The organism is Rhodospirillales bacterium (assembly GCA_016699855.1).
Taxonomy (GTDB): domain Bacteria; phylum Pseudomonadota; class Alphaproteobacteria; order Reyranellales; family Reyranellaceae.
The window spans coordinates 2,392,960-2,414,681 of record CP064988.1 but is presented as its reverse complement, the minus strand read 5'-3'; the positions used below and the strand labels follow the sequence as shown (position 1 = coordinate 2,414,681).

At 69.8% G+C, this 21,722-nt stretch carries 28 protein-coding genes and 2 tRNA genes; 12 read left to right on the top strand and 18 right to left on the bottom strand.

Features of this window, described 5'->3' with window-relative positions; all coding sequences use genetic code 11:
- The first annotated feature begins 13 nt into the window (after positions 1 to 13).
- Together IPK81_11340 and IPK81_11335 are read left to right on the top strand one after the other, a co-directional pair.
- A complete protein-coding gene (locus IPK81_11340) occupies positions 14 to 256 on the top strand; it encodes a hypothetical protein (GenBank protein QQS14688.1) in 243 nt (80 codons plus the stop codon).
- A 4-nt stretch (positions 257 to 260) separates the two neighbouring features.
- Positions 261 to 659: a type II toxin-antitoxin system HicB family antitoxin gene (locus IPK81_11335; GenBank protein ID QQS15065.1), complete on the top strand. Its 399-nt coding sequence runs from the start codon at positions 261 to 263 to the stop codon at positions 657 to 659.
- Between the two features lie 40 nt (positions 660 to 699).
- Here the strand turns inward: IPK81_11335 and IPK81_11330 are convergent, their stop codons facing one another.
- On the bottom strand, positions 700 to 1,617 hold the full coding sequence (locus IPK81_11330) for an HNH endonuclease (protein ID QQS14687.1): 918 nt from the start codon (positions 1,615 to 1,617) through the stop codon (positions 700 to 702).
- Between the two features lie 212 nt (positions 1,618 to 1,829).
- Here IPK81_11330 and IPK81_11325 point away from each other — a divergent pair, with 212 nt between their 5' ends.
- A complete protein-coding gene (locus IPK81_11325) occupies positions 1,830 to 2,252 on the top strand; it encodes a hypothetical protein (GenBank protein ID QQS14686.1) in 423 nt (140 codons plus the stop codon).
- Positions 2,253 to 2,364: 112 nt separating this feature from the next.
- Here the strand turns inward: IPK81_11325 and IPK81_11320 are convergent, their stop codons facing one another.
- The 3 genes from IPK81_11320 to IPK81_11310 all read right to left on the bottom strand — a co-directional run bounded on the left by IPK81_11320 (position 2,365) and on the right by IPK81_11310 (position 4,422).
- Positions 2,365 to 3,189, bottom strand: a complete 825-nt coding sequence (locus IPK81_11320) for a metal ABC transporter permease (GenBank protein QQS15064.1) — start codon at positions 3,187 to 3,189, stop codon at positions 2,365 to 2,367.
- A gap of 274 nt (positions 3,190 to 3,463) precedes the next feature.
- Positions 3,464 to 4,210, bottom strand: a complete 747-nt coding sequence (locus IPK81_11315) for a metal ABC transporter ATP-binding protein (GenBank protein QQS14685.1) — start codon at positions 4,208 to 4,210, stop codon at positions 3,464 to 3,466.
- The gene (locus IPK81_11310; GenBank protein ID QQS15267.1) at positions 4,207 to 4,422 is read right to left on the bottom strand and encodes a hypothetical protein; all 216 of its coding nucleotides are present in this window, start codon (positions 4,420 to 4,422) and stop codon (positions 4,207 to 4,209) included. Before IPK81_11310 ends, IPK81_11315 begins: the two co-directional genes overlap by 4 nt.
- Before the next feature lie 288 nt (positions 4,423 to 4,710).
- On the opposite strand from IPK81_11310, the gene IPK81_11305 reads away from it, so the two are divergent.
- The 3 genes from IPK81_11305 to IPK81_11295 all read left to right on the top strand — a co-directional run bounded on the left by IPK81_11305 (position 4,711) and on the right by IPK81_11295 (position 7,001).
- On the top strand, positions 4,711 to 5,340 hold the full coding sequence (locus IPK81_11305) for a DUF1223 domain-containing protein (protein ID QQS14684.1): 630 nt from the start codon (positions 4,711 to 4,713) through the stop codon (positions 5,338 to 5,340).
- A 126-nt stretch (positions 5,341 to 5,466) separates the two neighbouring features.
- On the top strand, positions 5,467 to 6,210 hold the full coding sequence (locus tag IPK81_11300; GenBank protein ID QQS14683.1) for an EI24 domain-containing protein: 744 nt from the start codon (positions 5,467 to 5,469) through the stop codon (positions 6,208 to 6,210).
- Positions 6,211 to 6,263: 53 nt separating this feature from the next.
- Complete coding sequence (locus IPK81_11295; GenBank protein ID QQS14682.1) at positions 6,264 to 7,001, top strand: EI24 domain-containing protein; 738 nt, start codon at positions 6,264 to 6,266, stop codon at positions 6,999 to 7,001.
- Between the two features lie 60 nt (positions 7,002 to 7,061).
- Here the strand turns inward: IPK81_11295 and IPK81_11290 are convergent.
- From IPK81_11290 to IPK81_11265, 6 genes are all read right to left on the bottom strand, one after another.
- Positions 7,062 to 7,137, bottom strand: a tRNA-Ala gene (locus tag IPK81_11290).
- Between the two features lie 69 nt (positions 7,138 to 7,206).
- Positions 7,207 to 7,881: an amino acid ABC transporter permease gene (locus IPK81_11285; protein ID QQS14681.1), complete on the bottom strand. Its 675-nt coding sequence runs from the start codon at positions 7,879 to 7,881 to the stop codon at positions 7,207 to 7,209.
- Complete coding sequence (locus tag IPK81_11280; protein ID QQS14680.1) at positions 7,869 to 8,549, bottom strand: amino acid ABC transporter permease; 681 nt, start codon at positions 8,547 to 8,549, stop codon at positions 7,869 to 7,871. The genes IPK81_11285 and IPK81_11280 overlap by 13 nt, the downstream gene beginning before the upstream one ends.
- A gap of 10 nt (positions 8,550 to 8,559) precedes the next feature.
- Complete coding sequence (locus IPK81_11275) at positions 8,560 to 9,303, bottom strand: amino acid ABC transporter ATP-binding protein (protein QQS14679.1); 744 nt, start codon at positions 9,301 to 9,303, stop codon at positions 8,560 to 8,562.
- Positions 9,304 to 9,312: 9 nt separating this feature from the next.
- A complete protein-coding gene (locus IPK81_11270) occupies positions 9,313 to 10,161 on the bottom strand; it encodes a transporter substrate-binding domain-containing protein (GenBank protein ID QQS14678.1) in 849 nt (282 codons plus the stop codon).
- Between the two features lie 148 nt (positions 10,162 to 10,309).
- A tRNA-Ala gene (locus IPK81_11265) sits at positions 10,310 to 10,385 on the bottom strand.
- Positions 10,386 to 10,567: 182 nt separating this feature from the next.
- Here IPK81_11265 and IPK81_11260 point away from each other — a divergent pair.
- The 6 genes from IPK81_11260 to folD all read left to right on the top strand — a co-directional run bounded on the left by IPK81_11260 (position 10,568) and on the right by folD (position 14,103).
- Positions 10,568 to 10,948 (top strand): RidA family protein, encoded by a 381-nt coding sequence (locus IPK81_11260; protein QQS15063.1) that lies wholly within the window; start codon positions 10,568 to 10,570, stop codon positions 10,946 to 10,948.
- Positions 10,949 to 11,015: 67 nt separating this feature from the next.
- Complete coding sequence (locus tag IPK81_11255) at positions 11,016 to 11,255, top strand: hypothetical protein (protein QQS15062.1); 240 nt, start codon at positions 11,016 to 11,018, stop codon at positions 11,253 to 11,255.
- Positions 11,252 to 12,409 (top strand): hypothetical protein, encoded by a 1,158-nt coding sequence (locus tag IPK81_11250; GenBank protein ID QQS14677.1) that lies wholly within the window; start codon positions 11,252 to 11,254, stop codon positions 12,407 to 12,409. The genes IPK81_11255 and IPK81_11250 overlap by 4 nt, the downstream gene beginning before the upstream one ends.
- 142 nt (positions 12,410 to 12,551) lie before the next feature.
- Positions 12,552 to 12,854 (top strand): YggT family protein, encoded by a 303-nt coding sequence (locus IPK81_11245; protein QQS15061.1) that lies wholly within the window; start codon positions 12,552 to 12,554, stop codon positions 12,852 to 12,854.
- Positions 12,851 to 13,207 carry a DUF167 domain-containing protein gene (locus IPK81_11240; GenBank protein ID QQS14676.1) on the top strand — a complete coding sequence of 119 codons (357 nt, stop codon included), beginning with the start codon at positions 12,851 to 12,853 and terminating at the stop codon, positions 13,205 to 13,207. The genes IPK81_11245 and IPK81_11240 overlap by 4 nt, the downstream gene beginning before the upstream one ends.
- Complete coding sequence (folD, locus tag IPK81_11235) at positions 13,204 to 14,103, top strand: bifunctional methylenetetrahydrofolate dehydrogenase/methenyltetrahydrofolate cyclohydrolase FolD (protein ID QQS14675.1); 900 nt, start codon at positions 13,204 to 13,206, stop codon at positions 14,101 to 14,103. The genes IPK81_11240 and folD overlap by 4 nt, the downstream gene beginning before the upstream one ends.
- Positions 14,104 to 14,116: 13 nt before the next feature.
- On the opposite strand, the gene IPK81_11230 is transcribed toward folD, so the two are convergent.
- The 8 genes from IPK81_11230 to soxA all read right to left on the bottom strand — a co-directional run bounded on the left by IPK81_11230 (position 14,117) and on the right by soxA (position 21,675).
- A complete protein-coding gene (locus IPK81_11230; GenBank protein ID QQS14674.1) occupies positions 14,117 to 15,391 on the bottom strand; it encodes an FAD-dependent oxidoreductase in 1,275 nt (424 codons plus the stop codon).
- Positions 15,392 to 15,402: 11 nt separating this feature from the next.
- On the bottom strand, positions 15,403 to 15,708 hold the full coding sequence (locus IPK81_11225) for a cytochrome C (protein QQS14673.1): 306 nt from the start codon (positions 15,706 to 15,708) through the stop codon (positions 15,403 to 15,405).
- A 141-nt stretch (positions 15,709 to 15,849) separates the two neighbouring features.
- Positions 15,850 to 16,533 carry a cytochrome c gene (locus IPK81_11220; protein ID QQS14672.1) on the bottom strand — a complete coding sequence of 228 codons (684 nt, stop codon included), beginning with the start codon at positions 16,531 to 16,533 and terminating at the stop codon, positions 15,850 to 15,852.
- Entirely contained in the window at positions 16,517 to 17,830 is a 1,314-nt protein-coding gene (gene soxC / locus IPK81_11215; GenBank protein QQS14671.1) for a sulfite dehydrogenase, read from the bottom strand. Before soxC ends, IPK81_11220 begins: the two co-directional genes overlap by 17 nt.
- Before the next feature lie 35 nt (positions 17,831 to 17,865).
- Entirely contained in the window at positions 17,866 to 19,572 is a 1,707-nt protein-coding gene (soxB, locus tag IPK81_11210; protein QQS14670.1) for a thiosulfohydrolase SoxB, read from the bottom strand.
- A 7-nt stretch (positions 19,573 to 19,579) separates the two neighbouring features.
- On the bottom strand, positions 19,580 to 19,909 hold the full coding sequence (soxZ, locus tag IPK81_11205; protein ID QQS14669.1) for a thiosulfate oxidation carrier complex protein SoxZ: 330 nt from the start codon (positions 19,907 to 19,909) through the stop codon (positions 19,580 to 19,582).
- A gap of 45 nt (positions 19,910 to 19,954) precedes the next feature.
- Positions 19,955 to 20,422, bottom strand: coding sequence for a thiosulfate oxidation carrier protein SoxY (soxY, locus tag IPK81_11200; protein QQS14668.1), 468 nt, complete (start codon positions 20,420 to 20,422; stop codon positions 19,955 to 19,957).
- Between the two features lie 32 nt (positions 20,423 to 20,454).
- Positions 20,455 to 21,675 carry a sulfur oxidation c-type cytochrome SoxA gene (gene soxA / locus IPK81_11195; protein QQS15060.1) on the bottom strand — a complete coding sequence of 407 codons (1,221 nt, stop codon included), beginning with the start codon at positions 21,673 to 21,675 and terminating at the stop codon, positions 20,455 to 20,457.
- Positions 21,676 to 21,722: the final 47 nt, after the last annotated feature.

The window sequence follows — 21,722 nt, the reverse complement described above, 5'->3', positions numbered from 1 at the left end:
ACTATATTACCGCATGGTGTCGGCCGACAAGCGTCTCGAGCGGATGCGCGCCAATCCCAGAGGGGACTGGCGCATCGAGGATTTGAAGGCGGTCGCCGATCGGGCCGGCGTCGCGCACCGCCAGCCGGGAACGAGCCACGTCACGTTCCGACATTCCGATGGACGGCGGCTGACGGTGCCGGCGCGCAAGCCGATCAAGCCGGTCTATGTCCGGCTGTTCGTGGCGCTGATGGAGGACGACGATGGGGATGCGTAAGCGGATGGGGGACGACGACGTTCCCGTCGACGCCTACAGCGTGACCTTGGAGCGCCTGTCCGTGGAGGATGGCGGCGGCTATGCCGCGCGCGTGCCGGAGCTGGCGGGATGCTTGGCGACCGGCGAGACCGCCGAGGAGGCGCTGGCGGAGATCCGCGACGCGATCCGGTCCTGGGTACTGACGGCGCGCGAGTTCGGCGACGTCGTGCCGCCGCCGGCGTCGCAGGTCGCCTATAGCGGCAAGTGGGTGCAACGTGTACCGAAGTCGCTGCACCGCCGGCTCGTTGATCGCGCCCGGACGGAGGGCGTCAGCCTGAACCAGCTCGCGACCGCGCTGCTGGCGGAGGGCGTCGGCGCGCCGCAGACGGCGGCGCGCCGGCCGCGACGCGTGGCGGGGCGCTAAATGAAAGGGACGTCAGATCCTGACGAGCCCGACGTCGAATTCAATAGGCGGGCGGGGCGCCCTTGAATCGGTTCTCCCGGTGCCATCGCAGAAACTGCGGGTGCGGTTGCGCGCGTGGATCGTCTGGCACGAGAATTCTGCCCTCGGACCGAAATAGCGTCGCGAGCCGGTCGTCGACTTGCTTCTCCGCTAGAAGGATCGAGTGGTCGTCCGCGACGGACACGAAGCCCCGGTCGAACAGCCAGTGGACGGTACGGCAGAGCGCGAGGCCGTTGCGCACCGAGTCCGGGCCGTTCTCCTCGACGGGGATGATGTGCGCCGCTTCCATCTCCGCGCGGTTGCCGCCGTTGACAATGCGGATGCCCGTCATGGCGCAGGTATCGCGGTAGATATCGCGGATATGCCGGGCGAAGATGGCGTCGCGGAACCGCTTGTTCTGGATTCGCTCGACGATGGGTCGCTCGAAGAACATCGGCTCCTCAGCAAGGCCCGGCTGCACGGCTGATTCGATCCGGAGCGAGTCCAGCGTCGGCGAACATCCTGCCGAGACGATCGCCTCGTACTCGTCGGCCGCGATATTGCGCACGGCGCGGCCGAACGCGCCTTTATTGGTCGATCCGTCGACCTTGCGCAGACCGCGCTCGAAATACTCCCGGCCGTCGCGGAACGGTACGGGCCGATCGAACTCGACGTAGCTGTGTGGGTCAATATCGGCGAAGAAATGGTCGGCGCGCCGCGGGTCGGAACGAATTCCCTCCACGCGCGCCGTTGCGAAATACGCCTGTCGGCCGGCACGGCCGGCCGGATCAGAATCCTGGCGGCGCGGCTCGTAGTAGACGATCAGATCGCCAACGGCCGCCTCTGCCTGACGGAGGTAGGGGCGAGGGAAGTGGTACCAACGCTCTGGCAAGTCGTCATAGGTCGGGTCGACCTTCACCGTGAAAACGGCCTTGGTCATGACATGAGCTCGACATCCAATATTGCTGCGCCGTCACGGCAGAGGCTACGCGGAGGACGCGTCATCATCAACTGCCAGGTGCCCCATCGACGAGAGGGACACAATCTTTGGTGTTAATTGACATATATATTGCCACTCTCTATTCGATGCTGCGCTTCTGACGAAGTTCGAATTCTGAAGACCAATTTTCGCGAAGCTCTTAGGAGGTAGAAATGCAGCAAACGATGCGCCTAGTCACGTTGCATGGACGCAACTACCCGCGGGAGCGGCTCTCGGATTGGGGTTTTGATGGACCGACTCTTGAGAACGTCGTCGCCATCCATTGGACGTACGGCAACCTAAACATCTTCTTTCACAACGATGCCGCTGCTTCGCACGCACAACGAGAGACTGGCTGGTCACATTTCGAGGATTGTGCACTGACGATGCGTTTCGAGCGGAATCTTTTGGTCATGCGTGAGCGCGACGGTCACACGCGCTACTATGGTGACTGGGAAGTTCAGAGCCAGACTGATTCCACATCAGTCGAAGCGCCTGTCCTCTCTGCTGGTACGTGCACACTCAACAAGGGTACTGTGGACTTTAAAATCGACATTGGTGTGTCCGTTGCGATTGCCCCCACAGGACGCGAGTAGCAATTTCTCGACTATTGCGAGTCTCCACTGCTCCAAGTAGACCGGCGTGCGTTGTCGTCAATCTATCGTTCGCGCCGACCCCAGTGTCGCGGCGTCGCCAAGGCCGCGCGCGCTACCCCCTCAGATGCGCCGGCCCCTGCGCCCTCTGCCGCACGCTGTCGTTGGAGCCGACCAGCAGCGAGGCGATGTAGAACAGGCTGGCGACCAGCACGATCGACGGGCCCGACGGCAGGCCGGAATGGTAGGAGATCAGCAGCCCCGCGACGCCCGACAGCGCCGCCATCGGGAACGCCACCAGCGCCATCCAGGCGACGTCGCGGGCCCAGAACGAGGCGGCCACCGCCGGCAGCAGCAGCAGGCCCAGCGCCATCAGCGTGCCGAGCGCCTGGAACGCCGCCACCATGTTGAGCACCGCCAGCCCGAGGAAGCCGTAGTGGTAGATCGAGCCGCGCGCGCCGACGGCGGCGAGGAAGCCGGGGTTGAAGCACTCCACCACCAGCGGCCGGTAGATCGCGGCCATGCCCAGCAGCGTGAGCGACGCGGTGCCGGCGACGAGCACCAGCGACAGGTCGTCGACCGCGAGGATGGTGCCGAAGAGTATGTGCATCAGATCGACGGTCGAGCCCTTGAGCGACACGATCATCACGCCCAGCGCCAGCGCCGTCAGGTAGGCGGCCGCGAAGCTCGCGTCCTCGCGCAGGTTGGTGTAGCGCGACACCATGCCGGACAGCAGCGCGGTCGCGATGCCCGCGACGAAGCCGCCGGCGCTCATCGCCGGCAGCGACAGGCCGCCGGCGAGGAAGCCGATCGCCGCGCCCGGCAGCAGCGCGTGCGCCAGCGCGTCGCCCATCAGGCTCATGCGCCGCAGGATCAGGAACACGCCCACGGTGGCGCTGCCGGCCGACAGCGCCAGGCACGCCACCAGCGCGCGGCGCATGAAGCCGTGGTCTATGAACGGCGCGAACAGCAGGTCGTAGGGGTTGTCCACGGGCGGCGCCTAACCGCGGAGGGCGCGGATTGGAGCGGCCGGGAAGCCCCTCATCCGCCCCTTCGGGCACCTTCTCCCCCTCGTCAGGGGGAGACGGAAAGACAACCCCTTCTCCCCCGTCATCGGGGGAGAAGGTGCCCGAAGGGGCGGATGAGGGGCTTCTCGTCGGCCCGATCGCGACGTGCGCGTCGTCGCCATGACGTCCAAAGCGGCGGTCACTTGATCACGCCGCGCGGTCGGCGGCGCAGAACTCGGCGTGGTCGTCCCACGATTCGGCCATGGCGCGGGCCTTCAGCAGGTTGGCCGGCGTCAACGTGCGCTCGGTCGGACCGGCCGCCACCAGCTCGCGCGCCAGCAGCAGCGTGTCGCCGAAATGCGCGCGGACCTGGTCGAGATCGTGCAGCACGCACACGACCGTGCGCTTGTCGTCGCGCCAGCGCCGCACCAGCGCCAGCAGATCCGCCGTGGTGCGCGAGTCGATGGCGTTGAACGGTTCGTCGAGCAGGATGATCTCGGCGTCCTGCAGCAGCATGCGCGCGAACAACGCGCGCTGGAACTGGCCCGACGACAGCGTCGCCAGCGGCCGCCGCTCGAAGCCGCGCAGACCGACCGCGTCGATGGCGCGCAGCGCGCCGGCGTGGTCGGCGGGCCGCGCCGCGCCGAACCCGCCGATGCCGGTCCAGGCGCCCAGCAGCACCATGTCGAACACGCTGATCGGGAAGGCGCGGTCGATCTCGGCCTGCTGCGGCAGATAGGCGACGCGCGAGCGGTCGCGGCCGGGGAACTCGATCTTGCCGCTGACGCCGCGCACCAGCCCGACCATGGCCTTGAGCAGGGTGGACTTGCCGGCGCCGTTGGGACCGACCACGGCGGTCAACGCGCCCTCGGCGATGTCGGCGCTGACGTGGTGGACGGCGGGGTGGCGGTCGTAGCTGACCGTCACGTCCCGCAGGCGCAGCGCGACGCTCACGATGCCGCTCCCGGCAGGGCGGCCAGGGCCGCCAGCTTGGCCGGCTGGAACGACAGCGCCCAGAACACCGCCAGCCACAGCGCCGCGACGGCGCCGGCCGCCCACGCCATGCGGCGGGCCGCGCTCATCGACATCAGCGCCGAGGCGAAATCGGCCGCCGCCGCCGGGGCGGGCGGCGCGTGGTCGTGGTGGGCGTGATCGTGGTCGGTCATCGGCGGGCCATTATGTTAGAATATAACATAGCGATTCGCCGGCAAAAGGCGAGTCCGAAGCGGGCGCCGGGCCGCGCCCGGCGCCGGGCGTCACCGCGAATTGATTCGCAAGCGGACCGGGGCGCGCGCAGAATTTGCCCTATGGTTTCCTCGTCGTGGCGTGGCTTTCGTGCCGCTCGCGGACCCCTCGCGGGGGCCGGCGCGCTTGGGCGCCGTCGCGTCCTCCTCGGCGCGGCGGCCGGAGCCGCCCTCGCCGGCGGACCGACGGCCGCTTCGGAGCACGGTCCGTTGGTGGTCGAATTGTTCACCTCGCAGGGCTGCTCCTCCTGCCCGCCGGCCGACCGCAATCTCGGCGAGCTGGCGCGGCGGCAGGGCGTGCTGGCGCTGTCCTTCCACGTCGACTACTGGGACTACATAGGCTGGAAGGATCCGTTCGCCAGCGCCGCCTTCACCGAGCGCCAGCGCGGCTACGCCAAGTCGCTCAAACAGCGCTACGTCTACACGCCGGAGATGGTGGTCGGCGGTCTGGCCCACAATTCGGGCCGCGATCTCACGAAGGTGGAGCTTCTGCTCCGGGCGGCCGACGAGCGCGACGGACGCCGCGCGCGTCCGGCGCTGGCCCGCGCGGGCGACGGCGTCGCGGTGTCCCTGCCCGCGACCCCCGGGGTCGAGGGCTGCGACGTGTGGCTGGTGACGTTCGACGCGCGCCACAGCACGCAGGTGGCGCGCGGCGAGAACGGCGGCGCCACGCTGGTGAACCACAACGTCGTGCGCTCGATCGAGCGGCTGGCGGCGTGGCGTGGCGAGGCCGCCGCCTGGACGGTGCCGGCGGCGCGGCTGCCGGCGTCCGGCGTCGCCGTGCTGGTGCAGATGGCCGATTTCGGGCCGATGGTCGGCGCCGCGCGGCTCGACCGCTGACGCCGTCCCCGGACGTTCGTCGACCCTTCGCGCCCGATAGTCCGCGGGCGTCTTGTCGACCGGCACGGCCGCGCGGTGATCGTCCCGCGGCGTGGCGTGGCGACCCGTGCCCGCTATACTCCAAGGATGGATTTTTCCATCGCGACGATGGTCGGGCGGTCGTTCGGCCAGCTCGACGACCCCAGGCTTCGCGGGTCGATCGCGCTTTGCGCCGCGATCGCCGTCGCCTTCCACGTCGCGGTGTTCGTCGGCGCGCTCTGGCTCGTGAGGTCGATGCCGGTCATCGAGCTTGAGTGGTCCAGCGAATACGCGGCGTTCCTCAACCGGTGGCTCAACGTCATGGTGCGCGCGGTCGCCGTCGGCCTCGCTTTCACCCTGCCGCTCGCCGCGTTTCCCGTCTGCCTCTGCCTCACCAACGCGCTCGTGGTCGACAGGGTGGCCGGGCGCTGCGAAGCGCGGCACTATCCGCACCTCGCGGCCGTACCGGCCGCGCCGGTCGTCGTGGACGTCGTCTCCGGCCTTCGCCTCCTCGGCCTCTTCTGCGTCGCGAACACGCTGCTGACGCCGATGTACGTGATCCTGCTCCCGTTCCAACCGGCGCCGGTCCTCCTTTTCTACGCGGTGAACGGCTGGTTGATCGGCGACGTCCTGTTGCGTCGCATCGACGCGCGGCGCGAGAGTCCGGAGCGCGCGAGAGAGAGGCGGGACGCTGGCGGCAGCCGGGTGTGGCTCGCCGGCGCCGCGATCGCGTGCGGCTGCACGATCCCGTTGCTCAACCTCGTGATGCCGATCGTCGGCGTCGCGCTGGTCCTCCACGTCGCGCGTTCGCTGGACCCGCCCGCGCCGCGCTGGACGCCGCCACCCGCCTGATCCGGGGCGCCGCGGCTTGGCGGGCGGCGCTCCCGGCCGCTATATTGCGCGCCATGGAGTACTCGCTTTTCGGCGCGCTCGAGAAATCCTTCAGCCAGCTCGGCGATCCGAGGCTGCGCTGGGTGATCCTCAAATCGCTGGCGCTGGCGCTGGTGATCGGGGTCCTGATCTGGGTCGCGGCCGGCTTCCTCGTCGGCATGATTCCGACCTTCCAGATCGGCTGGATCGGAGACGGCGCCAACCGCTGGCTGAACCAGGGCGTGCGCTGGCTGGCGGGGTTGGCCGCCTTCCTTCTGCCGTTCCTGCTCTTCCCCGCGTCGTTCGGCGTGATCGTCAGCCTGTTCCTCGAGGAGGTCGCCGACGCGGTCGAGGCGCGGCACTACCCGCATCTCGGCAAGGCGCACGGCATCCCGGTGTGGACCGGCATCGTCTCCGGCCTGAAATTCTTCGGCCTGCTGGTGGCCATCAACCTGGTGCTGCTGCCGGTGTACCTGCTGCTGCTGTTCGTGCCGCCCACCGGGCTAATTTTGTTCTACGCCGTCAACGGCCGGCTGATCGGGTCGGAGTATTTCGAGCAGGTCGGGCTGCGCCGCGCGCCCGTCGCCGAGGTGACCGCGGCGCGGCGCCAGAAGCCGGGCCGCGTCTGGCTGACCGGCATCCTGATCGCGCTCGGCGGCACGGTGCCGCTGCTGAACTTGATCGTGCCGGTGCTCGGCATGGCGCTGATGGTGCACGTCGTGCGTTCGCTCGACCCGCCGGGTCCGCGCTGGAGCGCGCCGCCGACGGCGTGAACGTTGCCCCGGAACGACCAACGGCGCCCGAGAGGGCGCCGTTGGTTGCGTATGGGCGGATGGTGGAGCCGAGGGGGATCGAACCCCTGACCTCCTCATTGCGAACGAGGCGCTCTCCCAGCTGAGCTACGGCCCCCTCCGCCCGGAACCCGGTCGTCAAGGCGCGGCACGTCTAGTGGGTCGGGACGGCTTTGTAAAGCCGGCCTCAGCGCCGTCCCGCCAGCGCGCGGTTCTCCAGCCGGCTCAGCAGGCGCACCAGCGGCCACAGCAGCAGGAAGTAGACGATCGCGGCCACCACGATCGGCGTCGGGTTGTAGGTCAGGCTCTGCGCCTGGCGCGCCTGGTAGAGCAGTTCGGGCACCGCCACGACGCTGCCCAGCGAGGTCAGCTTCACCACCTCCAGCGTGTTCGACAGCAGGTCCGGCAGCACGTTGCGCACGGCCTGTGGCAGCACGACATGGGCCATGGTCTGGAGGCGGCCCAGCCCGGTCGAGCGCGCCGCCTCGATCTGGCCGTTCGGGACGGAGTCGATGCCTGCGCGCAGGATCTCGCCGTAGTAGGCGCCGGTGTTGAGGAAGAAGGCGATCGCCACGCAGGCGAAGCCGCCCAGCTCGAGGCCGGCGAAGGGCAGGCCGGCGAACAGCAGCACCAGCAGCACCAGCGGCGGGAAGGCGCGGAAGAAATCGACCCACGCCATCAGCGGCCAGCGCACGGCGGGATGCCGCACGCTCGCCAGCAGCGCGAGGATCAGCCCGCCGGCCAGACCCAGCGGCACCACCAGCAGCGACAGCAGCACCGTGTTCAGCAGGCCGGAGAGCACGATCGGCCAGGCGGCGGCGATGATCTCGGGGTTGAAGAAGCTCTGGATCATCGCTTCCACGCGAATTTGGTCTCGATCCAGCGCCCCGCTACCACGACCGGGAAGAACAGCACGATGTAGGCGGCGGCGCCCATCATGAGCGGCGAGGGGTTGTACGAGTTCGACATCGCCGAGCTGGCCTGGCCCAGGATCTCGGTGACCGCGACCACGGTGCCCAGCGCCGTGCCCTTGGTGATCGCGATGGTGCGGTTGGTCAGCGGCGGGATGGTTATGCGCAGCGCCTGCGGCAGCACCACGTCGATCAACGTCCGCCCGAACGACAGGCCGGTCGAGCGCGCCGCCTCCCACTGTCCCTTCGGCACCGAGGTGATGCCGGCCCAGAAGATCTCCTCTGAGAACGCCATCAGCACCAGCGCCAGCGACAGCCAGGTCGAGACGAATCCCGACGGCGAGATGTCCGACGCCGGCAGGCCGAAATACAGCAGCACGATGATGACCAGCGGCGGCAGCGAGCGGAACAGGTCGACGGTGAAGATGATCAGCCAGTTCAGCGGCCGGATCGCGAGGCTGCGCAGCAGCGCCAGCGCCAGGCCCGCGAGCAGGCCGGTGACGATGATCAGCACCGCCAGCTCGATCGTGACCACGACGCCGGAGAGGATGTCCGGCAGGTACTTCGCCATGACCTTGGCGTTGAAGAACGTGTCGAGGAAGCGCTCCCAGTTGGTCATCGGCGGCGCCTCAATGGCGCTGGATCTGGCCGATGAAGGCGCGCGTGCGCTCCTCGGTCGGACTCTCGAAGATGCGCGCCGGCGGTCCCTGCTCGACGATCAGGCCGTCGTCCATGAACACCACGCGGTCGGCGGCGGCGCGCGCGAAGCCCATTTCGTGGCTGACCACGATCATCGTCATGCCGCTCTCGCGCAGCGAGCGCATGACCGCGAGCACCGAGCCCACCAGCTCGGGATCGAGCGCGCTGGTCGGCTCGTCGAACAGCATGACCCGCGGCTCCAGCGCGATGGCGCGGGCGATGGCGACGCGCTGCTGCTGGCCGCCGGACAGCTCGGCGGGACGGTGGTCGGCGCGGTCGGCCAGCCCGACGCGCTCCAGCGCCGCGCGGCCGGCCTCGTCGGCCTCGGCGCGCGATTTTCCGGCGACTTTCCGCAGCGCCAGCGTGACGTTGCCCAGCGCCGTCATGTGCGGATAGAGGTTGAACGACTGGAACACCATGCCGATGCGCTGGCGCGCGCGGTTGATGTCGGTGCGCGGGTCGAGCATGTCGATGCCGTCGACCACGACGCCGCCCGACGACGGCTCCTCCAGCCGGTTGAGGCAGCGCAGCAGCGTCGACTTGCCCGAGCCCGACGGTCCGATGACGAACACCAGCTCGCGCTCGGCGACCGCGAGGTCGACGCCCTTCAGGACATGAAGGGCGCCGAAATGCTTGTGGACGCCGCGCGCCTCGACGATCGGCTTGCCGGCCATCGGCCGGGGTCAGCCGCAGTTCAGCGCGTGCGGCGTCGGATCGTAGCCGGGCATGCCCGGCACGCCGTAACCCGGCGTGATGACGCGCTCCAGACCGTCGGCCGGCGGCTCGCGGCCGAACCACTTGGTCGAGAGCTTCACGATGGTGCCGTCCTTCTTCATGCAGTCCAGCGCGTCCTGGAGCTGCTTGCGCAGCTCGACGTTGCCCTTGGGCACCGGCGCGGCCCAGTGGGCGCGCGTCTCCTTGAGCTCGAGGTCGGCGACGAACTGCGGGTTCTTGCTGGCGGCGTAGACGATCGTGGTGTTGCCGCCGAGCGTGGCGTAGGCGCGGCCCGACAGCACGGCCTGGGTGGCGTCCGGCTGGGTGTCGTAGACCTGCACGGTGAAGCCGTGCTTCTCGCCCATCTCCTTGCTCAGCTTCTCGTAGGGCGTGCCCTTGTTGACCGACACCGCCTTGCCCTTGAGATCCTCCCAGCCCTTGATCGGAGCCGAGCCTTTCTTGATGCCGAACTGGAAGGCGGTCCACAGGTAGCCGGCCGTGAACAGCATGTTCTCGGCCCGCTCCTTGGTCACGGTGGTGGGCGCGGCGATGAAATCGTAGCGGCCCGACGCCATGCCGGGGATCAAGGTCGAGAAGCTCACGGCGTCGATCGTGATCTCGCGCTTCATGCGCTTGGCGACCTCGGTGAACAGGTCGATCTGGAAGCCCTCGATGCCGCCGCCCAGCTTGGGCATGGCGTGCGGCGCGAAGGTGCCGTCGACCCCGGTGCGCAGCGGCGGCAGGGCGGTCTGCGCCAGCGCGGGCCCGGCGGTGAGAAACGCCGCGAGGGCGATGGTGGCTATGCGACGTTGAACCATGTTCAAGCCTCCGAGAATGAATCCACGACGGCCGACGTTAGGCCGGACATGGTCGAAACGCAATTTCGGGGCCATCGGCGCGCCGCGCCGGCCGTTCTCGGACAGGCGGACGAGGAGCGCGCGCTCCCTCGGCGTCCGGCCTTGCGGATGGTGGAGCTGAGGGGGATCGAACCCCTGACCTCCTCATTGCGAACGAGGCGCTCTCCCAGCTGAGCTACAGCCCCTCCGCCCGAAAACGGCGCGGATAATGGTGACGGGCCGGGATTGAGTCAAGGAAAGAGCCGGCGTCGGCGCGCGTCGTCGGAAAACGCCGATTCACGGCGGAGATTCGCGTGCGGCGCGCGTTTTCCTTGCCTCGGAGCGGCCGCTCATGCGACGTTCGCGCGGAAATTGGGGGCAGAACGGCATGGTCCGTCAGAAGGTTCATTCCGACGCGGCGCCGGCGGCGCTAGGTCCATATTCGCAGGCGATCACCGCCGGCGGCATGGTGTACTGCGCCGGCCAGATTCCGATCGATCCCGCCACCGGCCAGTTCGCCGGCGACACCATCGAGGCGCAGACGCACCAGGTGCTGAAAAATCTGCGCGCGGTGCTGGCGGCGGCCGGCAGCGACCTCGGCAAGGCCGTCAAGACGACGGTGTTTCTCGCCGACATGAACGACTTCCAGGCGATGAACGGCGTCTACGCGACGTATTTCCCCGACCCGGCGCCGGCGCGCAGCACCATCCAGGTGGCGCGGCTGCCGCGCGACGCCAAGGTCGAGATCGAACTCGTGGCGACGGTGTAGCGTCGCGGTTTTCTGGATACGGGAGGCGCCGATGGGCGGGGGCGATTTCGGAGCGGTATTCGCGACGATGGGGGTGTTCTTCCTCATCATCTGGCTGGTCGTCGCGGCGATCCTGACCGTGCCATTCTGGTTCATCCTCAAACGGGCCGGATTCTCGCCGTTCCTGTCGCTGCTCAACCTGTTCCCGGGCCTCGGGACGCTGGTCGTGATGGCGATCCTGGCGTTCGCGAAGTGGCCGGCCGGCGAGTCCGGACGACGCTCGACCGTGCAGGACGTGATCGCGCAGATGTCGGGAGGCCGTCGATGATCACGAGCATCATCTTCACCCTCCTGTTCACGGCGCTCGGCGTCTGGATGTGGTGGCGGATCCTCGAGAAGGCCGGTTATCCCGGCTGGTACGCGGTGGCGATCGGCGTCGGCGGTTTCATCCTCGGCCTCATCCCGATCATCGGCGGCCTTGTCGGTCTGCTGCAGCTCGGTCTGCTCTACGCGCTCGCGTTCGTGCGCTGGCCGCGCGAGGGCGGCAAGGTGCCGTTCGAGCTGCCGGGCGCGGGCATGGCCCCGGCGCCCTACGGCCAGCCCGGCTACGGCGCGCCGCCGCCGGGCTATCCGGCGCCGCCGCCGGGATATCCGCCGCAGCCGTATCGCCAACCGCCGCAGGGCTACGCGCCGCCGCCGCAAGGCTATCCGCCGCAGCAGGGATACCCGCAGCAGCCGCCGCAGGGTTACCCGCCGCAGGCGCCCGGCGGCTATCCGCCACCGCCGCCGCAGGGCTATCCTCAGCAGCCGCCGCAAGGTTATACGCCGCAGCCCGGTCAGCCGCCGGCGCCGCCGCAGGGCTATCCGCCGCAGCAGGGTCAACCGCCCCAGCCGGGTTATCCGCCGCAGCAAGGTCAGCCACCCCAGCCGGGCTACCCGCCGCAGGGCGGCCAGCCGCCGGCACCGACGCCGGGCTATCCGCCACAGCCCGCGCCCGGATATCCGCCGGCCGCCGCGCCGCCGCCAGCCGCCGCGCCGGTCGACCCGATGGCGACGGTCGTCACCGGTCGCTCGACGCCATCGGGCGAGATGCCTCCCGGTCCAGCCGAGGCGCCACCGCCGGCCGCCGCGCCGCAGCCCGCGCCAGAGGCGGCGCCGGCGAGCGCGCCGGGCTGGTCGTTCTCGACGCCCGGGCCCGGCGGCGTGCCGTTCACGCTCGTCGCCGCCGACGGCAAGCAGGTCTACACCATCACCGGCTCGGCCGGCGGCGGCGAGCTGGTCGTGCCGGAGGCGTCGATCGGCAACCCGCACGCGCGCGTGCATCTGGCGCCGGGCCGCCTCGGTCTCGAGGATCTCGGCACGCCGGGCGGCACCTGGATCGACGGCGCGCAGCTGCTGCCGAGCCACGGCATCCGCGAGATCACGCAATCCAAGAAGATCCGCTTCGGCGCGCTGGAGTTCTCGCTCTCGCGCGTCGGCTGACGACGCCGGAATCCACCGACGAACGGCGCCGGATCGTCTCCGGCGCCGTTTTCCGTGGCGCCGTGGCCGGCCGCCTTGCTCCGACGCCGACCCTCGTCTATGCCTTGCGCCACCACGCAACCGAAGCGGGGCGCCCGCCGTGATCTCCTCACTCGCCTATGTTCTCAATATCCTCCTCCAGTTCATCATGGTCGTGTTGATCGCGCAGGCGATCATGAGCTGGCTGCTGGCGTTCAACGTCCTGAACTACCGCAATAAATTCGTGCGCGTGGTGTGGGATACGACCAACCGTCTAACCGTACCTCTGCTGCGGCCGATCCGCCGTTTCATGCCCAATCTCGGCGGGATTGACCTGTCGCCGCTGATCCTCATCTTGTTGATTCTATTCATTCAGCGCTCGCTGCTCATTCCGCTCAGTTTCGGCCAGCCGCCTTCGATCTTTTGACGTTCTTCGCGCCCGCCGCCGGCGGCGTCCGCGTCCGCCTGAAGGTGCGGCCGCGCGCGCGGCGGAACGCGATCGACGGGCTCGCGCCGGAGGTCGACGGCGTGGCGCTGGCGGTCTCGGTGACAACGGCGCCAGAGGACGGCGCCGCCAACGCCGCCGTGGTCGCGCTGCTTGCGCGCGAATGGGATCTGCCGCGGTCCGCCTTCGAGATCGTCCTCGGCGCCACGGCGCGGCGCAAGGTCGTGATGGTGGCGGGCGATCCCGCCGCGCTCGCCGCCATCTTGTCGCGGTGGCATCCGCCGGCGGATCGGTCTACACCGCCGCCGCCCGAGGCCGGACGGAGACCCGCATGACAGCCAGCATCATCGACGGCAAGAGCTTCGCGGCCGGCCTGCGCGCCCGCGTCGCGCGCGAGGTCGCCGCGCTCAAGGCCTCGGCCGGCGTGACGCCGGGCCTCGCCGCCGTGCTTGTCGGCGACGACCCCGCCAGCGAGGTCTACGTCCGCAACAAGGGCCGGCAGACCATCGAGGCCGGCATGGCGGGCTTCGAGCACAAGCTGCCGGAGGCGACCACCGAGGCCGAGTTGCTGGCGTTGATCGCGCGGCTCAACGCCGATCCGGCCGTGCACGGCATCCTCGTGCAGCTGCCGCTGCCCAAGCACATCTCCGCGCACCGCGTGATCGAGGCCGTCGATCCCGCCAAGGACGTCGACGGGCTCGGCGCCACCAACGCCGGCCGTCTCGTGCTGGCCACCGGCGCCGACCCGCTGGATTTCTCCGTCGCCTGCACGCCGCTGGGCTGCCTGATGCTGCTCAAGGATTCGCTGGGCTCGCTGTCCGGCGCCGACGCCGTGATGATCGGCCGCTCGACGCTGGTCGGGAAGCCGATGGCGCAGCTGCTGACGCGCGAGGACTGCACCGTGACGGTGGCGCATTCGCGCACCCGCGACCTGCCCGAGCTATGCCGCCGCGCCGACATCCTGGTCGCCGCGATCGGCCGGCCGCGCGTCGTGCAGGGCGGCTGGATCAAGCCCGGCGCCACGGTGATCGATGTCGGCATCAACAGGGTGGCGCTGCCGGACGGCAAGTCGCGGTTGATCGGCGACGTCGACTACGAGCCCGCCGCCGCCGTGGCGCGGGCCATCACGCCGGTGCCCGGCGGCGTCGGCCCGATGACGGTGGCCTGCCTGCTGCACAACACGCTTCAGGCGGCGCGCCGCCGCGCCGGCCTGCCGCCGGCTGTGATCTGAGGATCGCCGCCGTTCAGCCCCAGGTGTCGGCGGTGATCGCCTTGTACCAGCCGACGGTGTAGTCGGCCTCGAGCTTGCGCTCGTTCAACGCCGTCGTCGCGCGCACGCTGACGCCACCGGAGTTCGGAACGGCGACGATCCCCTTGTCGGCGGTCGCCATGTAGACGTTGGTGACGGAGATGCCGTAGTCCGGCTTCACCAGGCTGTAGCAGATGTTGAACAGCGCCGGTGGCTGCGCCGGCTTGCGCGCCAGCGACGCCGCGATCGCCGCGGCCGCGGCCTTGCCGTGGGCGTTGGCGGACGAGCCGGATTTCGGCATCGCGCCGGCGATGCAGGCGTCGCCGATGACGTGGACGTTCTCCGCCTTGCGCGAGGCGAACGTGGAGGGATCGACCGGGCACCAGCCCTTCTCGTCGGTGAGCCCCGCGATCTGCGCGATCCTGCCGGCGCGCTGCGGCGGGATCACGTTGACGACCGCGCCCTTCTCGGCGCCGAAGCCGGATTTCACCGACATCCCGGCGGGATCGACGCTCTCGACCTTGCCGCCATCCTTGCCGGCGATCCACGTGATCATGCCGGGGAACTCGCTTTCCCACGCCGCCTGGAACAGGCCCTGCTTGGAGAACTCGTCCTTGGCGTCGAGCACGAGGATCTTCGATTTCGGCTTGTTGTTCTTGAGGTACCAGGCGACGACGCTGACACGCTCGTAAGGGCCGGGCGGGCAGCGGAACGGATTGGCCGGGGCGCTGAGGATGAACGTGCCGCCGTCCGGCATCGCCTCGAGCTGGCGGCGCAGCAGCAGCGTCTGGGCGCCGGCCTTCCAGGCGTGCGGCATCCGCTCGCTGGCGGCCTCGGTGTAGCCGGGCAGGGCGGCGAAATCGAGATCGACGCCGGGCGACACGACCAGCCGGTCGTACGGTAGCTTCGCGCCGTCGCCGAGCGTGACCACGCGCGCCGTCGTGTCGATGGCCGTGGCCTCGCCCTTGACGACTTTGACGCCCGCCTTGCGCACGCCGTCGTAGCCGTGGGTGATGTCCTCGATCTTGCGGAAGCCCGCGATCACGTAGTTCGAGAACGGGCAGGTGACGAACTTGTCGTCCCGTTCGACCAGGGTGACGTCGATCGCGGCGTCGGCCTTCTTGAGGTAGCGCGCCGCCGCGGCGCCGCCGAAGCCGCCGCCGACGACCACGACCTTGGCGCCGGCCTGCGCGATCGCCGGCGCGCCGAGCAGGGAGAGTCCGGCGCCGGCCGAGGCGGCGCCGAGGAGGGAACGACGGGTGATGGTCATGGCGCGCTCCCTCACTTCAACGTGGCGATGAAATCGGCGATCAGCGCGATCTGCTCGTCGCTGTAGCTCTTGGCGATGCGGTTCATGATCGTGCCGGGGCGCCGGTCGGTCTTGAACTCCGTCAGCGTCCGCACGACGTGGTCGCGCGGCAGCCCGGCGAGTGGCGCGATGGCGCCGTCGGTCTTCCCGCCCGGCCCGTGGCACACGTAGCAGTTCTGGACCATCGCCTGTCCGGTGGGTCCGGGGCTCTGCGCCCGCGCCGCGCCGGCCGTCATGGCCGCCGCCATCGCCACCACGGCGATCATCGACAATCTCATGCCTTTCCTCCCCTGCCGGTTTCCCGCGCCGCGCCTTCGTCGCGCGGCGCCGGCCTTCCGCGTCCCGGTTGAACCCGTCCGCGCCCGCCGCTTCAAACGAGAATAACTTGATCCGAGGGTTAGCGCACCTTACGCGCGCGGTCAGTCCTTGGGCTTGCGGTCGGGGGTGACGCCGAGGCGCTGCGCCAGGTCGGAGGTGACCTTCGGCGGGGTCGTCCGGCAATTGGACATGCACGGCTCGCCCATGGTCACGACATCCGGCCGCGGATCGCCCTGGATGAAGCCGTCACGGTTGGGCAGCTTGACCGCCTTCAACCTCGCGGCGTCGAGCTCGGCGTCGGCCGGCAGCACGTCGTTGATGTGCAGGAGATACGCCGTGATCGCGTAGACCTCGTCGTCGCTCAGCGATTGCGGCGCGTTGAACGGCATGGTGCGCCGCACGTAGTCGAACACCACCGGCGCGTAGGGCCAGTAGCTGCCGATGGTCTTGCGCGGATCGTCCGAGGTCAGCGTGCCCCCGCCGCCCATCAGCTCCGGCCAGCGTCCGTTGCCCTCGCCGAACTCGCCGTGGCAGCTGGCGCACTGCGCCAGATAGAGCGTCTCGCCCTGCTTGACCGTGCCTTTGCCCGGCGGCAGGCCGAGCCCGTCGTCGCCGCGGATGTCGATGTCCCAGCCCTTGATCTGCGCCGCCGTCGCCGGCTGGCCGAAGCCGTAGCGGGCCGGCGCCTGCGCCCGGCCGGGCCGAATGGCGGCGACCGCGAGGCCGACGGCGAGCGCGCCGGTCAGCGCCGCGATCCACGGCCGGCGGTCAGAGGATCTGGACATTGTTGACCTTCCCGTCCGGATTGACCCGCCAAGTCTGCACCGCGTTCTTGTGGTAGATCGAGTTCAGGCCGCGCGCCTTGCGCAGCTGCTCGATGGTGGGCTGCACGTAGCCGGTCTCGTCGATGGCGCGGCTCTGCACCAGCGCCGGCGCGCCGTCCCAGTCCCACGGCAGACGGAAGCGCGTCAGCGCCTGGCTCAGCACCGGCTCCTGCAACGCCGCGGTCCGCCAGTTGTTGCCGCCGTCGACCGACACGTCGACCCGCTTGACGCGGCCGCGGCCGCTCCACGCCAGGCCGCGGATCTCGTGGAAACCCTTGCCGTGGCGGAGCGGCTTCTCCGGCGACGGCGAGGTGACCACCGAGTTCGCCTCCTGCACGAAGGTGAACTGCCGCGCCTTGCCGTCCGGCATCAGGTCGGTGTACTTCGACGTCTCCTCGCGGTGGTGCCACGGCCGGTCGCCCAGTTTGATCCGGCGCAGCCACTTCACGTTCACGTTGCCCTCCCAGCCCGGCACCATCAGGCGCACGGGGTAGCCCTGCTCGGGGCGGATGCGCTCGCCGTTCTGCGAGTAGCAGACGATGCAGTCGTCGAGCGCCTTCGCCAGCGGGATCGAGCGCGTCATCGCGGCGGCGTCGGCGCCCTCCGCCAGCAGCCACTTCGCCTCGGGCTTGACGCCGGCCTCTGCCAGCAGTGTCGACAGGCGCACGCCGGTCCACTCGCAGCAATGGATCATGCCGTGGGTGAACTGGCAGCCGTCCATCTGCGCGCCCTTCCACTCCATGCCGCCGTTGGCGGGGCATTCGAGGAACAGCACGCGCGACACCGACGGGAAGCGCACGAGGTCGTCCATCGTGAAGATCAGCGGCCGGTCGACCATGCCGTGGACGATCAGCCGGTGCTGCGCCGGATCGATCTCCGGCACGCCGCCGTGATGGCGCTCGAAGCACAGGCCGCTGGGCGTGATGATGCCATCGAGCTCGTGGATCGGCGTGAAGTTGATGGAGGAGTGCTCGGTCGCGGTCAGCCATTCGACGTGGCGGCGGACGACGCCCTTCTCGTACTTGGACGGCGCGCCGTAGGGGGCGTCGACCACCGAGGCGCCGAGCGACTTCGTCCACTCCGGCACGTTCGGCGGCAGGTTCTCGTCCGGCGCCGCGAGCGCTCCGGACGGCCGCAGCAAGGCGCCGCCAGCCGCCAGTCCGGCCGCCGTCAGGAAGCCGCGGCGCCCGGCCGGCGCGGCGCCGTGGACCGGGCGCGACGCGGCCGCGCGCGCGACTTCCACCGGATCGTCGATCATTCCAATCCCTCCCGTCCGGCCGCTCCCGCGGTCGCCTATTCCGTCAATCCGCGCGGATCGGCTCCGGTCACGCGCACCGGCCTGACGTCGTCGAGCCGCACCGTCTTGGCCGATTCGAGGTGCCGGGCGACGAGGTCGTACACCGGCGGCCCCTGCGTGCCTTCGTTGACCGACGCCCAGCCGGCGACGACGTACGTCTTGCCGGGATCGATCGACGCGCCGGTCGACAGCAAGGTCATGTCCGAGATGCGCCTTCCGGCCGGCGCCGCGACGTCGATCGCGTAGGCCATGCCGCCGACCCGCACCATGTCGCCGCCCTGCTGGTAGTAGGGGTCGGGATTGAACAGATTGTCGGCAACGTCCTCGAGGACCTCCTTGAGGAACGCGCCGGTCATCTCGTTGCGGTAGACGGCGGGGTAGGTGATGGCGGTCTGGTTGTGGACGTCCTCGGCGGTGATCGGATCGCCGGGCAGCAGCGAGGCGCCCCAGCGGAAGCCCGGCGACAACGCGATCTCGGCGTCGCGCTCCTTCAGCAGCGCCCGGCAGATGAGGTCGTCCATCGTGCCGCCGAAATTGCCCCGCCGGTAGAGCGTCGACTCCGTCGTCGCCAGCACTTTCGACAGCGCCGCCTCGTGCGGCGCGCGGATGCGTTTCACCAGCGCCGCCATGTCGGCGTCGGGCGCGATCGCGTCGGAGAAGAGCGGGATCAGCTTGAAACGCCACGCCGCGATCCGCTTCGCCTTCACGTCGAGGTCGAGCCGGGCCAGGAACTTGCCGTGGCTGCCCGCGGCGACCAGCAGCGTGTCGCCGACCACGACCGGCCGCGGGATCGCGTCGTGGGTGTGGCCGGTCAGGATCACGTCGATGCCCTTGACGCGCGACGCCAGCTTGCGGTCGACGTCGAAGCCGTTGTGGCTGAGCAGGACCACGAGATCGACGCCCCGGCCGCGCATCGCCTCGACGCGTTCCCGGACGCGGTCCTCCTCGATGCCGAAAGACCAGTCGGGGATCATCCAGCGCGGGTTGGCGACGGGCGTGTAGGGGAACGCCTGGCCGATCACGCCGATGCGCAGGCCGCCGCGCTCGAACACCGCCTCGGCGTCGAACACGGGATCGCCGAAGCCGGTGTCCTTCACGTTGCCGGCGAGGAACGGGAACTTCAGCTTGTCCTTCAGCGCCTTCACGCGGTCGGCGCCATGGGTGAATTCCCAGTGGGCCGTCATCGCCTCGACGCCGAGCGCGTTCATGACCTCGACCATGTCCTCGCCGCGCGTCGCCAGCGAGGTGTACGAGCCCTGCCACGTGTCGCCGCCGTCGAGCAGCAGCGTGCGGCCCGGCCGCTCAGCGCGCACGGCCTTCACCGCCGTCGCCATGCGGTCGATCCCGCCGACCCGGCCGTAGGCCTTCGCCAGCGCGGGGAAGTCGGTGGACGCCAGCGCATGCGCCTCGGGCGAGCCGCCCTTGACGCCGAACGCGTCGAGCATCGCGCGGCCGGTCAGATGCGGCGGCAGGCCGGCGGCCTCTCCGACGCCGATATTGGCCGACGGCTCGCGGAAGCGCAGCGGCCGAAGCTGGGCATGGATGTCCGTGAAGTGGAGCAGGGTGACCTGGCCGGTGGCGTCGAACCGCAGCAACTCGTCCTGCGTGATCCGCTGCTGGGCCAGCGCCCGCGTCGCGCCGAGGCCGATCGCGCCGGTCGCCAGCCCGAGCTGCAGAAGGTCGCGGCGCGACAGCGCGGTCATCGGAACCTCAGCCGACCGCGACCTTCTGTTCGGCCTTGTAGACGTCGCCGTTGTCGTCCTTCCACTCGAACGCCAGCGTGCCGGCCTCCTCGATGCGCACGAAGAACGACAGGTAGGGGTTGGCCGAGATCGCGGGCTCGAGCTTCGCCGAGAACACGGGTTTGCCGTTGTAGGTCACGGCCACCGCGTTGATGATCCGCCGCGGGATGGTCTTGCCCTCGGCGTCCTTGCGCTGGCCCGACTCCATCGGGTGGGTGACCAGCGTCTTGACCTCGATGACCTCGCCCTTCTTGGCGGTCTGCGGCACGCGGATGCGCGGCTTGATGTCGTCGGCCATGGAACGGCTCCTCGGATGATGGGTGGACGGGGATCGCGGCCGGTCTCAGCCGCCGCATCCGCCGATGGTGACCTTCACCTCGCGGGCCGCCGTCCACAGCGAACCGTCGGACATCTCCGCGACGACGACGACCTTCTGCGTCGTCGCCATCCGCACGCGCAGCTGGACCTCGGCCTTCCCGGCGAGCGGGGTGAGATTGAAGCTGGCGACGCCGGGGTTGGGGTTCCCGTCGGCGACGATGTGGATCGCCTTGACGTGGTCCTTCTCGGTCATCGGGCTCTCGACCGAGACGGTCACGGGCACGGCGTTGCCGTTCTCGGCGATCTCCGGCGCGCGGATCGCGATCCGGCCCTCCTTCGGGTCGCCCTTGGCGAGGGTCTGCAGCAGCGCCTTGGCGCTCTCCGGCGTGGCCCCCGCGGCGACGGGGAGGATCGCGGCGAGGGTCGCCGCGGCGCCGGCGCCCAGCGCGCCGACGATCACGCGCCGGCGGCCCGGATTGGTGGCGGTGTTCATCGATAGGCCCTCCATGGATGGCGCGCGCCCGCTCAGTGGCGGATGTTGGGCGCCGTGAGTTTCAAACCCTGGTTCAGACTCTTCAGGAACATCTCGAGGTCGCCGTATTCCGGCGCGTCGGGCGGCAGCTCGTTGGAGCGCACCTGGATGTTGCACCACTGGAAGCGCTTGCGGATGTCCCAGATCTGGCCGGAGCCGCGGCTGGTGCGCCACGTCGGGAAGTGGTCGAGCTGGCCGCGGAACTCGCCCAGCCACTGGCCGCGCAACCACTTCAGGCCGCCCTTGTCGGCCTCGTGGCAGTCGACGCAGGCGAGGTTGAACTGGCCGATCTTGGTCTCGGTCAGCGCCTTGCCGCGCGCCAGCGCCGACCGGGCCTCCGGCGTCGACAGGTCGAGCTTGATCTCGCGGCCGTTGGACAGCGAATGCAGATACACGGTCATGTCCGTGTTCGGGACGCTCTGCATCCGCCACTCGACCTCCATCGTCGCCTTGGCGTGGCGGTGGATGAACTCCTCCACGCCGAGCGTCTTCTTGAGCCGGGGCTCCCACTTCGGCATCGACGTCGCCCAGCCGGCGAACTTCGCCTTGGCGTCGGCGTGGCAGGACGCGCAGCTCTTGCCGCCGGGCGCGGCGGCGCGGAACAGCGCCTCGCCGGTCTCGATGCGTTCCGCCGCCGGATTGACGAATGGATCGAGGGCGTCGCGGTCCTCGACGGGCTTGGGACGCAGCGCCGGGTCGTCCAGCCGCGTCTTGAACTTGGCCGGCGTCTTCAGCGTCTTGAGGAACGCGACCATGTCGCGGATCTCCTCGACGCTGTAGAAGCCGTGCGCGCCCCAGGGCGGCATCACGCTGCGCTCGTTATAGACGCGCGGATCGTAGATCGAGTTGAACAGCCACTGGTCGGTGCGGCCCGCCGTGCCGATCTCCGACAGATCCGGCCCGACGTTGCCCGGCGTCTCCTGCGTCGCCGGCCCCATCACGTGGCAAGCGAGGCAGCCGCCGCCGCGGGCGCGGGCGAAGGCCAGCTCCTGGCCCTTCTTCGGATCGCCCGTGATCTCGTCCTTGACCTCGATCTCGGCGCCGTGCCTCGGCGTCACGTCGCGGCGGGCGAGCGTGTTGTACTTGTCCCAGGTCGCCTTGTTCCAGTCGGGATAGCGTGTCCACGGCTGTGGCGCCGACGATCCTTCCAGGTGCAGCGGCGCGGGCGCCGGCGCCTGCGCGACCGCCACGGGCGCCGCCAGCGCCGCCATCATCGCCGCACCGACCGTCCATGCCGCCGCGCGGGCGCCTGTCGTCCTCC